Below are 12,445 nucleotides of genomic sequence, written 5' to 3'. Positions count from 1 at the left end.
GAATAAATTACCTTCGTGCAATTACATTTGAGCTATATTTGGTTTTATGGAAAATACGGGCTTTACTTATATATCAAGAGACATTAGCTGGCTGCATTTTAACTATCGAGTGCTTCAAGAGGCGATGGACAAGTCGGTTCCACTCTATGAGCGAATTAAGTTTCTTGCGATTTACAGCTCCAACCTGGACGAATTTTTCCGGGTGAGGGTAGCATACATTCGTTCTTTTAAATCGTTGCGCAAGGAAGATCGTAAACGTCTGTTGGACATCAAGCCGAAGAAAGTACTCAAAGAGATATTAGCACTGGTACAGCAGCAGCAACGTCAATTCGGTCGTGTTTTCAGAGAAGAAATTATTCCGGCCCTGCAAGAAGAGGGGATTTATCTCGTTACCCAAGACCGGTTAGGTGCCAAACAACTGGAATTTATCCATCAGTATTTTCAAGAAAAGGTATTGCCACTATTAGAGCGAAGAAGTTATCTTGAAGGCGAAAAGGCTCCTTTTTTAGAAAATCGCCAGCTCTATTTTATCGTTGACCACGGGGAAGAAAAACCGTGGGAAGTCATCAATATTCCCAGCAATATATTGTCAAGGTTCCTGGTAGTACCTTCCTCCAACGATGATTATGTGGTGATGTACCTTGATGATGTGATCAGGGCTGCTTTACCTCAGTATTTGGGAGAGCAAGAGCCTCGCGTATATTGTGTCAAGGTATCCAGAGATGCTGAACTTTATATTGATGATGAATACAGCGGTGATTTGCTGGACAAGATCAAAGCATCTTTAGCAGAACGCCGTGCTGGTCTGCCCACGCGCTTTTTATTTGACCAGACCATGCCGGAAAACCTGGTTACCCGGGTCCGTAAAGCTTATGGATTGTCAAAATATGACTTGATTCCAGGGGGGCGATACCACAATTTTAATGACTATTTTGGGTTCCCAATACCTGCAGACAAGGACAATCTGCATGATAAGCCGCTGATTCCACTTGCGCATCCACGCCTTGAACATGCAGCATTTTTACTGAAAACCATACGTGAGCAAGACGAGTGGTTGCATTTTCCTTACCAAAAATACAATTACATTCCGCGCCTGATCAAGGAAGCGGCCAATGACCCTGATGTGCATACCCTACGGATTACACTTTACCGTGTAGCTAAGCAATCGGATGTGGTTGATGGTTTGTTACAAGCTTTGGCGCTCGGAAAGAAAGTGGAAGTTTTTGTGGAAGCAAAAGCGCGTTTTGACGAAGCTGCTAACCTTTACTGGGGAGAAGAATTGAAAAAGGCAGGTGCTGATGTTCGTTTCAGTTTTCCTGGTATCAAAGTGCATTCAAAGTTACTTTTAATAGAGTGTTCTAATAATTTGAATATCAGTTATTTAGGGACTGGTAATTTTAATGAGCAAACGGCTCGCACCTACGCTGACCATGCTTTGTTGACCGCTAACCAGGAGTTGGCCTTTGATGTCCGTCAAGTTTTTGAGTTATTGATGGGGCGTTTGATCTTGCCGGCAACCAAGCACCTTCTGGTAGCCCCCTTCGACCTTAGAGACAAGCTCATTAAGAAAATCAACCGGGAAATAAAGCATGCGAAAGCAGGCCGGGAGGCTTTTATTCGCTTGAAAATGAATAGCCTGGAAGAGCCGGGTATGATTGATAAACTGTACCAGGCGAGTAATGCCGGGGTGAAAATTCAATTGATCATCCGCGGTATCTGTTGTTTGGTGCCAGGTGTGAAAGGGCAGAGTGAAAACATTGAAGTGATCAGTGTACTGGATCGCTTTTTGGAGCATGCGCGCATCTATTACTTTTTCAACGATGGCAAAGAAGAACTATTTACGGCCTCTGCCGACTGGATGAGTCGCAATCTTTTCCGGCGTGTAGAAGTAGCTATTCCTATCTATGACCCCCGCCTACGCCGGGAACTTATTGACCTACTAGATATACAATGGTCTGACAATCGCAAGGCGAGAATCATTAACCAGGAGCTGGATAATCGCTATCGCCAGCCAAGACCAGGGGAGAGGTTGATCCGTTCGCAGGTAGCGTATTATGAGTATCTCAGTAAGCTTTCAAGCGGAGATGTTTAACATTAGCTTGATCTTCAAGTGTTTTAATTAACGAAAACTTAGTCTTTTCATAAAGCTTAAATGGCTGCCCCCGGCTGGAGTATGCCTTAATTTCACGGGAATTTTAGACCAATACATTATCCGTGAAATACGTCGACCATCTTCAAGACTGGCTTTTTCGCCTCGTTCACCAGAATAACCTCATCTATAATACTTGCTGGGAAGACCCGCGTTGTGACCGACAAATGCTGGGGTTTAACCAGGACAGTGAGGTGGTCATGATCACCAGTGCCGGTTGTAATGCCCTGGATTATTTGCTGGATGATCCCAAGGCGATTCATGCTATAGATATGAATCCGCGGCAGAATGCTTTGCTGGACTTAAAGAAAGCCAGCCTTAGTCAACTGTATTTTGAGGATCATTTTACCCTTTTTGGTGCGGGCAAGCACCCGGATTTTTCTACGCTGTATACCCAGCAGCTAAGACAACAATTACCTGCCTATGCCCAAGAGATATGGGATCGTTCGGGCAATTACTTTTCTGGAAAGGCAGGTCGGAAAACAATGTACTACTACGGTACCTCTGGGATGCTGGCATGGTTGTTAAGAGGTTACCTGAAAGCACGACCCAAAATAAATCGCGATCTAAAAGCACTTTTTGCTGCGGATACCCTGGAAGAGCAGATTCGGATTTATGATGCATTGGAGCCTCGCTTATTGAATCAACTGGTGCATTGGGCGGTCAATCGGCATTTTACAATGTGCTTGATTGGTGTCCCTCAGAGTCAGCAAGCACTTTTCAAGGACGAATACGAAAGAGGTATCACGGGCTTTCTCCAAGACTGTCTGAGAAGAGTCTTTCGCACCTTACCCATCAAAGACAATTACTTTTGGCAGTTGTACTACCAGGGCTACTACCAACCTGATTGTGCGCCCAATTATTTGCAAGAGCAGCATTTTGAAACCTTGAAAAACCGCCAGGAACGAATTCAGACGTACAACAACACCCTGAGCGGTTTTTTGAAAGAAAACCCTGGTGCTTACACCCAATACATATTACTGGATCATCAGGATTGGCTCGCGGCGCACGATCTTGCCGGATTGGTAGAAGAATGGGAACTGATACTGGAAAACAGCCGATCGGGTACGCGCATTCTCATGCGTTCTGCTGCGGATAAAATCGATTTTATACCCGCGTTCGTTCATCAACGAGTTGATTTCAAATCAAACATGGAATTGGCCGATATTCATGCTGCAGACCGGGTAGCTACTTATGCCAGCGTTCAGTTGGGAATCGTCAAATAGATCATCACGTGGAAATAATGACCAATCAGGAGGCACACCAACAACAGGCAAAGCGAATTCAGCAATATTATGCTTTTCAATCTCGCATTTATGATCTCACCCGCTGGTCTTTCCTGTTTGGGCGGTCGGCTATTTTGAACGAACTCCCTTATGAATACGAGGAGCCTTTTCATTTATTGGAGGTAGGCTGTGGCACAGGGCATAACCTGGTTCGTGCCAAACGACTTTTTGCAGAAGTAAAATTGACGGGGATGGATGTTTCTGCCGATATGCTGGCAAAAGCTAAAAGCCGTTTTTCTGCGTCGCAAGAGGTCGTTTTTCTGGAACAACCCTACGGGGATAATTGCTATACCTGGACAGGAAAATTGGATGCAATACTGTTCTCCTACGCGCTAACCATGATCAACCCGCAGTGGGAAACACTGATACACCAAGCTTATAAAGACCTTAGGCCCGGCGGCTACATTGCAGTCGTTGATTTTCATGATAGCCCTTGGCCGTTCTTTAAAAAACATATGGCTGGCCATCATGTGAAGATGGACAGCCATTTGTTACCTGTTTTAAAAGACAATTTCTATCCCATCAAAAAGGAAGTCAGAAACGCTTATTTTGGGATCTGGAAGTATCTCCTGTTTATTGGGAAGAAAGTGTAGCCGAAGGCACTAGTTATTATCTTCTTGCTCATCCTGGCGATCATATTTCTCTACCTTACGGCGACTTTTGAGGGGAACATAACGGTAAGGTTTTTCCTGGATATCCATCATCAGGGAGTCCATGGAGAAGGATAGTGCGTTCAAGTTGTTGTAAAGTTCCTCGTCCTGGAGCAGCATTCCTAAAGTGCCCTCGCCGGCCTTCAATTGCCCCACCAATTCGTCTACTCCGCTCAGGGCAGAATTGGCAGTAACCAAAGTTGCGTTGAGTTCATTAATGGTAGCTTTAGCCTGATTGACTGCCTCATCCAGGCGGGCATCAACCATTTGTTGACTTAAACTATCGGTATTGGCAATAATGTTAGCAATATTGGCCTTCTGTTCTTCCAACGTGCTGGTGAGCGCTGCCATGTTATTGAGAGAAGCTTCCAGTGCAGGGGAAGAGCGCTGAAGCATCAAATTCATCCGACCGGTCGCTTCCTTCAGGTTAGACATGGTTCCGCGCAAGTCCCGAACCGATTCCGCCAGAGGGCCTTCGGCATCCTCACTGAGGAGACCATTGTTAAGAGAGTCAACGATGTCCTTCATCCCTTCTTTGAGCTGTTCAATATAGGTTGTTAGACCTCCATCGCCCAACAAGGATGCTACCAATCCACGGGTTATTCCGGTAAATGTATCGCCGTCTTCCGCACAATCTGCTCCGCCTTGGCAGGGGTGGTCGTATTCAAAAATGATGGCCATATCCCCCAAAGGGCTGGTAGTAGCCAGGACTGCTTTGGTATCTTTGGGGAGGGGAACTTCGCGTTCCAGTGTGAATGTGAGGCGGACCCGACGATCTTCCACACCCAAATCACGGGCGGAAACAGAGCCTACGCTTACCCCACTGATTTGTACGGGAGTACCCACTTGTACACCCATGATGTCGTCATAATAGGCATAAAAGGTCTTGGAGGAGCTTAGAATATTACTTCCCTGGATGTATTTAATTCCCCACAAGGTAAGTGCAATAGCCACAAGGGCTAAAATTCCGGTACGTACTTCTGAAGACATGCATTGTTAGTTTGGGGCGACAGGAGCAGTTTCGCTACGAGCTGCACAGATGCGCCGCCTAAGATTAAGTGTGTGGTTTAGAGAACATTTTCTCTGTCGGAAGAGAAACAGTATTTATCTCGTCTAGGTTTAATTGCCATTCAACAAAGCCTTTGCTTCGGCCAGACTTATTCGTTGGCCTTGGTAGTAAGCTACGAGGAAAGCATCCTGAAAACCATGCGCTTGCAGAATTTCCCGGGCATTACTCGCTTCGTTTAAATAGCGAAAATTTCTGACTTGGTATTTATACATATTTGCTTCTTGAACGACTTCGATCAGATAATTGGCGTCTTGCCATACGGGTGATCTGGTATCAAGTGGTTGTGGTGCTGCCGCCAACTGAACACAGAAAATGAGCCCGTTGGTGGCTTTAACGTTGTCATCCTGGCCCAATTTTGCGGCCCAACTGGTATCTGTAGACCCCTTCGGTTGTAATGCTCTTTCGCGGGCAGGTACCGGGGCACTGTATCGCTCCTGGGTAGCTATAGCAGGAGTAATGACGGGCTCTGCTTTCACGGTAGAAGAAGGCGAGGAGGGGGTAGTGGAATAATTGTAATTTCCTGGCACCTCCGGACGAGTGGTGACGGTTGGCGGTGGTGTGTAAGTCACTGCAACAGATGAGCTGGTATTGTTCTTCCCGGGTACCTGAGGGGAGGTATTAACCTGTGGGCGAATGGTATTTGCTTGAGGTGTAGGATTCCCCTTGGGGGTGCTAAGGGATGGTTGTTGCGTTGCTGCAAACTTCACGGGCTGTACAGCGGCAATATCTTCTCCTTCAAGGAGTGCCTTGTATTCACTGAAAGCTGCTAGTAGAGCATTGGCCATGGTGGCTTGCCCTTCTGGTGAATCGAGAAAAGCTTCGTCTCCTTTGTTGGTCAAAAAACCTGTCTCAATCAGCACGCTGGGCATGGCCGTTTCTTTAAGCACAACAAAACCTGCTTGTTTCACGCCTCTGCTCTTTCTTTCGGCCGTAAGATGAAAATGGTGTTCTACTCTTTCGGCAAAGAGGATACTTTGTTCGAGGAAGGCATTTTGGAACATACTCAGCAAGATGTGCCCCTCCGGTGAGTTGGGGTCATAATCGTAATTGCGTTCGTAGTTTTCTTCCAAAAGGATAGCATTGTTTTCCCGTTTTGCAACATCGAGGTTATGCCCTGCTGTATGCAGCCCCATGACGTAGGTTTCCGTGCCAGAAGTGCCTCCATTATTAGGTGGCATCGCATTACAATGGATAGAAATAAAAAGGTCGGCGTGGGCCCGATTAGCGATGGCTGCCCTTTCGTGTAGGGGGATAAATACATCTTCATCACGGGTGAGAATCACCTGAATATCAGTATAATTGGCCTGAATATTTGCTGCAAAAGCTTTGGCGATTGCCAAGGCCAGATGCTTTTCCTGAGAGCCAGCACCAGAGCAACCAGGATCATGCCCACCGTGGCCAGCATCGATAACAATGGTTTTTATACGAAAAGGAGGCTTGGTGTTTGCCAGCTTTAAGGTACCTTTGAGCCGTTCTGCTAAAGCCAAGGCTTCCAAGTGGACAAAGGGGTGCTTTTCCGTAGGAAGTACCGTATTAACGCTTGCTAAAGAATTGTTAAAAAATGTCGCTTTGAGCGGCGAAAACAATAGCAACAGCGTTGGAAGAAGGATTAGTTTCAGGGTTTGTGTCATTGTTGGCACGTTGAGTCCGGGGATGTTTTGATTTCGAATCATAGACAATTGAAGACAAAGTTACTCTTTTCATTTTGGTTCTTCCTAGTATTCAGCATCTTGTCTGCTCAGGATACTACATTGGTACGGCAGGATACCTTCCCTACTTCAACTATTCAGGTAGACACCTTGGGGCAAGATTCCAGCCTTAGCATTAGTTTGGGGGTACCTGTCTCTCAAGATGCCCTGGAAGATGCCGTTGAGTATAACGCGGATACCATGAAGCTTAATGCCCGTAAGCAGAAAATTTACCTGTACGGCAATGCTTTTGTTTCCTATACCAATATTACGCTAAAAGCCGATTATATTGAACTGGATTGGGCAAAAAGTGAGGTGTTGGCTCAAGGTGTCTTGAATGATACGACGGGTGTCTTGGAAGGAATACCGGAGTTCCAAGAAGGGGAGAATACCTTTTTGGCCGAACGAATGCGCTACAACTTCGAAACCCGTAAAGGCATTGTCTACGATGTGACGACGCAGCAAGACGACATTATGGTGAAAGGCGCTCGTTCCAAGTTTATCAGCGCCCCTCCCGGAGATACCACCGCCAACGATGTCATCTATAGCGAAGATGCCATCTTCACCACCTGTACCGCAGACCATCCGCACTTCGGTATTCGGAGTAGCAAGCAGAAAGTAATTCCTAATAAATTAGTCATTGTTGGGCCTTCCAACCTGGAAATTATGGATGTCCCCACACCGCTGTGGTTACCTTTCGGGTTTTTTCCGGTTTCGGGCGGTCGCAGCACGGGGCTCATTTTCCCCAGGGACTACGAATATTCCGAACAATGGGGCTTTGGCTTGAAACAAATAGGTTGGTTCTTTCCCCTTGGGGATAATTTTAACCTTACGGTAGCGGGTGATATTTATCTAGAAGGTACCTACGGCCTGGGGGCTACGGTGCAGTACCGCAAAAGATATGGCTACAATGGTAATTTTAACTTCCGTTTTGATAGCCGTCGCCAGGAAGAGATCGTCAATGTGCTTGATCCGGTAACCGGAGAAACCATGACGGGCCCCAATGGTAATATTGTTCAGGAATCTATTTTTCGCCGCGCCAACGGTATCTTACTCAACTGGTCGCACAACCAGGACGCGGCTGCGCACCCGATGAACAGGTTGGGCGGTTCGATCAATTTTCAGACCAATAACTTCCAGCAAAGGGTCTTCAATGATGCACGTTCGGTAGGAACCAATGTGATCAACTCCAACTTTACTTTTTCTCGGAATTGGCTGGATAAGCCGATCTCGATGAGTGTAGCTTTCCGCCACAGTCAAAACACGCGTACGCGGAGCATGAACGTGGATTTTCCAACCTTTCAGTTTCAAACTCAGGCACTGTACCCCTTCCGACGCAAGGAAAGAGTAGGCGCCAAGCGCTGGTATGAAGACATCACCCTGCGCTACACCAATGAAGCGAGAGCCAATTTCACCGCTCCGGATACTGCTTTCTTCGAACGTCAAACCCTGGAAAATGCCCGCTATGGGATGCAGCAAACCGCCAGCGCCGGAACCTCTTTCAAAGTACTCAAATACTTTAACCTCAACCCCGGGGTCAACTTTAAAGAGGTTTGGTACATGGAAGCTCTGGACGTAACTTTTGACCCCGAAAATGGCGTAGTACAAGACACCACCATCCTTCCCGATGGCTCCATCCAGATAGAGACGGTTGACTTTGGTACCTGGGATCAAGAAACGGCCCCTGGCTTTTCTTCCTACCGAACTTATAATGCCAACCTGAGTTTGAATACCCAGATCTTTGGTACTTACCTTTTTGATAAGGGAAAAATACGTGGCCTTCGTCATGTCATCAAGCCCAATATATCCGTTGGCTACCAGCCGGATTATATCAACAATGACAATTACTTCAACTCGGTTCAGGATACCTTGGATGAAACCACTAACCGATTGATTTCGCGCTATCAAAACGGTATTTTTGGAGGCCCTCCCAGCTCGGAAATGCAGATGGCGCTCAATTACAGTATCACCAATATTTTTGAAGCCAAGATTTTTTCGCGGCGCGACTCCACTGAAAAAAACATCAAGCTTTTTGATAACATTTATATCAACGGAAGCTACAATTTCGCAGCGGATTCCCTAAAGTGGACGCCCATTGCGGTTTCTGGTACAACTCGACTATTTAAGGGAGCAACAACGTTTTCGTTTAATACCACCTTTGATCCACAGGTAAGGCAAGAAACCAGCGAAGGGTCTGGCGTCTTTCGCCGAATAAATCAAACAACCTGGCAACAAAGTGGTAAACCCTTTGAGTTCGTCAATGCAACCTTTCGCCTGAATACCAATTTGACAGTAGCAAAAATTCGTGCCCTCTTCCAGGGAAAGGAAGAAGAAGTTATAGAGGAAGTTGATATCGAAGGTAATGATCTTCGCCCTGTAGATGAAACCGACTTTTTAAGCCTGTTTGAAAACTTCTCCATCCGGCACAACATGGCCTTTGGGATCAACCCCGTTTCTGCCGATCGCGATACTTTTTCGGTGACCACGCACAGTATCGAACTGCGGGGAAGTCTGGGCCTTACCCCGAACTGGAATGTCGACATTGGCTCAATAGGCTACGATTTTGCGCGCAAGCAAACCACTTATCCTTACCTGGGCTTACGCCGCGACCTGCACTGCTGGGAGTTGGGCTTCAATTGGGCGCCTACGCGGAATACCTATTCTTTCTACCTCAGAGTGAAGCCTGGTACGCTCGATTTCCTCAAAGTGCCTTATCAGCGGAATAATGCCGATGGGAGTCGGGCTTTTTAGGGACGTCTCTACTTTTTACCCAAAATTGGCAAATAACGTAGCTTAGGCTTGAGGACTAACATTTATCACCAAGAAAAAGCTATTGATTTACTAACCTTGACCTATCGAACTTCTCCTTCGATTGTTTACACTGTAATACCAATCAATGACTGATCTATGAAAATCCAGGCTGAGAAGATAAAGAACTTGCTTGTGCAAATTGATGGGTTCCTGGTAGCAATCAAAGAGGCAGAGAATAGCCAGACAGATAGCTTGGCTAAGATCGCCAAACCGTACCGAAAAAGTGCTCGCAACCTGGTTTACTACCGCGCACTCCGAAAGTTTGATCTGCGTGATTTTCAGAAGAGTATGCGGCAATTGGGCTTGTCTCGGTTTGCCAATGCGGAAGGGCATATCAAAGCCAGTTTGCTCAATACCCGCTTGATTTTACAAGCACTCATTAAGGATGAGGGCAAGAAAATGCTAAAATCGGGTTTATCCATCAAGAGTGCCCGGCGTTTGCTAGTGAGCCATACCAAAGACTTACTGGGCTATCGCTCTCCGGGGAGGCGCGTAAGGATTATGGTGACCCAACCCAGCGAAGCTGCCAATAATTATGAATTGGTCGAACAGATGGTAAGGAAAGGGATGAATGTTGCTCGAATCAATTGTGCCCACGATACCCCGGATATCTGGTTGTCCATCATCAAAAATATACAGGTAGCGGCCAAAGCTTCAGGGAGAAATGTGAAGATAGCAATGGACCTGGCAGGGCCAAAAATCAGAACAGGGGCCATCCAGCCAGGCCCGCAAGTGCGAAAATTTAAGCCCCTCAAGAATGATTTGGGCGAGATTATACAAGCGGCTAGTGTATTACTGGTCCCTGAGTTGGAGGAAGGTTCAGCTGATAATGCCCTACCCATTGGGGCTGCTGCCCTGGAAGGTCTGAATAGAGGAGATGAATTAACTTTTCGGGATACCCGTGGCAAAAAAAGAAAACTCATTATTCAAGAGCGGGACAAAGACGGCTATCTGGTAGCCATCTGCGAAAAGACAACTTACGTGAAGACGGGCACGGTCTTACAGCTTTCTACTTTACCTGAGAAGGTTTTTGTAGTAGGAGCATTACCCGCGGTGGAACATTTTATTCTGTTAAAGGAAGGAGATGTTTTAAGGGTAGATCGCACCGCCGTTGCTGGTGAATCGGCCCAATATGATGATCAAGGTAATTGTATCCAGGAAGCCCATATTTCTTGCCAGGTACCGGAGATTTTTAAGAAAATAAAAAAGGGACATCCTGTCTTATTCGATGATGGGAAGATCAAGAGCAAAGTCATCGAAGTGAAGGAAGATTGTTTTCGGGTAAGCATTCTTCGGGCCTCAGAAAAAGGGGCCAAACTAAGGTCTGAAAAAGGGATAAATTTCCCTAAAACAACACTGGGTATTAGCGGTCTGACGAGCAAGGATAATGAGGATTTGAAGTTTGTGGCCGAACACGCCGATATGGTCAATTTTTCCTTCGTGAATTCCAAAGCTGATGTGGAAGAATTATTTGCCGTTTTGCAGGAGCTTGGTGCATTTAATAGGCTGGGTGTGATTTTTAAAATTGAGACCCGTTTGGCCTATAACAACCTTTCGGAAATACTGATGGCAGCCATGCAAGCCAAGCAGGTAGGGGTAATGATTGCTCGCGGCGACCTCGCCGTGGAGACTGGATGGGACAATATAGGCTTGGTGCAAGATGAGATTCTAGCCCATTGCAGTGCGGCTCATCTTCCTGTGGTGTGGGCCACGCAGGTACTGGAAAATATGGCCAAAAATGGCTTGCCTTCCCGTTCTGAAATGACGGACGCAACCATTTCTTTACGGGCAGAATGTGTCATGTTGAATAAAGGAGCCTACATCAATGACGCTATTGATTTGCTGGACACCATCCTCAAGGACATGGAGCAATACCACGACAAAAAAGAAATCATGCTGGCCAAGCGGACAAAGTTGAGTATCAGTTAATTGGCTGTTTTAAGAAAATATCTTCTCTGATTTTCGGTACGATTTGCAGTGCTTCCGCACGATCAAATAAGGTAGCCACAGCGGCCCGGCCTTCTGTACCAAGGTTGCGGGTAAAGTCATTGACGTACAGTCCGATATGAGCAAACATGACTTCTTCGTCCATTTCCTGGGCATGAGCGCGCACGTAGTCGCGGGTAGCGGAAGGCGTTTGTTGGGCGTAAGCCACACTGCGCGCCAGCACGCGGTTTATTTTTTGCTGAATGTCCGTCGGTAAACGCCGGTGGACAACAATGCCTCCCAAGGGGATAGGGTGGCCCGTGGTGCTTTCCCAGAACTCACCCAAGTCCTGAATTTTTACCAAACCTTTGTCCTGGTAGGTAAAGCGATTCTCGTGAATGATAAGGCCGGCAACAACCTCTTCTCGCAAGACGGCCTGTTCAATATCGGAAAAAAGAAATGCTTGTTTATTTTGAGCATCAGGATAGGCGAGGCTTAACAAAAAATTGGCAGTAGTCAACTTACCGGGGATAGCAATGGGGCCTTCTGCTATTTCCGCATTGCTAAGTGGGCGTTTGGCGATCAATAGGGGCCCACAGTTGCGCCCCAGGGCCGATCCTGCATCTAATAAGACATATTTATCGGTGAGGTGCGCGTAAGCGTGGTAGCTAAGCTTGGTAATATCCAATACTCCCTTCAGGGCTTTCTGGTTGAGCTCCTCCACATCCGCCAGCAATACTTCGAAGGTTAGCCCTTCGGTATCGATTTTTTGGTGCACCAAAGCATCAAAAATGAAGGTGTCGTTAGGACAAGGGGAAAACCCTAGAGATAATTTCATAATTTTGTGGCCTAAATTCTAAGAAACT

The 12,445-nt window shown here is 46.5% G+C and carries 8 protein-coding genes; 5 read left to right on the top strand and 3 right to left on the bottom strand.

Annotation, left to right across the window (positions count from 1 at the left end):
- The first annotated feature begins 46 nt into the window (after nt 1-46).
- The 3 genes from ppk1 (at nt 47) to AB0L18_RS24530 (ending at nt 4,028) form a co-directional block, all read left to right on the top strand.
- The gene (ppk1, locus tag AB0L18_RS24540; RefSeq protein ID WP_367389967.1) at nt 47-2,092 is read left to right on the top strand and encodes a polyphosphate kinase 1; all 2,046 of its coding nucleotides are present in this window, start codon (nt 47-49) and stop codon (nt 2,090-2,092) included.
- A 122-nt stretch (nt 2,093-2,214) separates the two neighbouring features.
- Nucleotides 2,215-3,375, top strand: coding sequence for a DUF3419 family protein (locus AB0L18_RS24535; RefSeq protein WP_367389966.1), 1,161 nt, complete (start codon nt 2,215-2,217; stop codon nt 3,373-3,375).
- Nucleotides 3,376-3,392: 17 nt separating this feature from the next.
- Complete coding sequence (locus AB0L18_RS24530; protein ID WP_367389965.1) at nt 3,393-4,028, top strand: class I SAM-dependent methyltransferase; 636 nt, start codon at nt 3,393-3,395, stop codon at nt 4,026-4,028.
- A 9-nt stretch (nt 4,029-4,037) separates the two neighbouring features.
- On the opposite strand, the gene AB0L18_RS24525 is transcribed toward AB0L18_RS24530, so the two are convergent.
- Nucleotides 4,038-5,075 carry an MlaD family protein gene (locus AB0L18_RS24525; protein ID WP_367389964.1) on the bottom strand — a complete coding sequence of 346 codons (1,038 nt, stop codon included), beginning with the start codon at nt 5,073-5,075 and terminating at the stop codon, nt 4,038-4,040.
- Between the two features lie 129 nt (nt 5,076-5,204).
- Nucleotides 5,205-6,827 carry an N-acetylmuramoyl-L-alanine amidase gene (locus AB0L18_RS24520; protein ID WP_367389963.1) on the bottom strand — a complete coding sequence of 541 codons (1,623 nt, stop codon included), beginning with the start codon at nt 6,825-6,827 and terminating at the stop codon, nt 5,205-5,207.
- Between the two features lie 6 nt (nt 6,828-6,833).
- Here AB0L18_RS24520 and AB0L18_RS24515 point away from each other — a divergent pair, with 6 nt between their 5' ends.
- On the top strand, nt 6,834-9,593 hold the full coding sequence (locus AB0L18_RS24515) for a putative LPS assembly protein LptD (RefSeq protein WP_367389962.1): 2,760 nt from the start codon (nt 6,834-6,836) through the stop codon (nt 9,591-9,593).
- Between the two features lie 156 nt (nt 9,594-9,749).
- Nucleotides 9,750-11,582, top strand: coding sequence for a pyruvate kinase (locus tag AB0L18_RS24510; protein ID WP_367389961.1), 1,833 nt, complete (start codon nt 9,750-9,752; stop codon nt 11,580-11,582).
- Here AB0L18_RS24510 and AB0L18_RS24505 read toward each other — a convergent pair.
- Complete coding sequence (locus AB0L18_RS24505; RefSeq protein WP_367389960.1) at nt 11,575-12,417, bottom strand: 1,4-dihydroxy-6-naphthoate synthase; 843 nt, start codon at nt 12,415-12,417, stop codon at nt 11,575-11,577. The two genes, AB0L18_RS24510 and AB0L18_RS24505, sit on opposite strands and share 8 nt — an antisense overlap.
- Nucleotides 12,418-12,445 lie beyond the last annotated feature (28 nt).

Source organism: Lewinella sp. LCG006, from assembly GCF_040784935.1.
Taxonomy (GTDB): domain Bacteria; phylum Bacteroidota; class Bacteroidia; order Chitinophagales; family Saprospiraceae; genus Lewinella.
Note: the sequence above shows the minus strand (reverse complement) of the source record. Positions and strands in the feature narration are given on the sequence as shown.

What these genes read in the sequence shown, in the direction of transcription:
- ppk1 (WP_367389967.1), top strand. Translation starts at nt 47, where the DNA reads ATGGAAAATACGGGCTTTACTTATATATCAAGAGACATTAGCTGGCTG.
- AB0L18_RS24505 (WP_367389960.1), bottom strand. Translation starts at nt 12,417, where the DNA reads ATGAAATTATCTCTAGGGTTTTCCCCTTGTCCTAACGACACCTTCATT.
- AB0L18_RS24520 (WP_367389963.1), bottom strand. Translation starts at nt 6,827, where the DNA reads ATGATTCGAAATCAAAACATCCCCGGACTCAACGTGCCAACAATGACA.
- AB0L18_RS24530 (WP_367389965.1), top strand. Translation starts at nt 3,393, where the DNA reads ATGACCAATCAGGAGGCACACCAACAACAGGCAAAGCGAATTCAGCAA.
- AB0L18_RS24510 (WP_367389961.1), top strand. Translation starts at nt 9,750, where the DNA reads ATGAAAATCCAGGCTGAGAAGATAAAGAACTTGCTTGTGCAAATTGAT.
- AB0L18_RS24525 (WP_367389964.1), bottom strand. Translation starts at nt 5,075, where the DNA reads ATGTCTTCAGAAGTACGTACCGGAATTTTAGCCCTTGTGGCTATTGCA.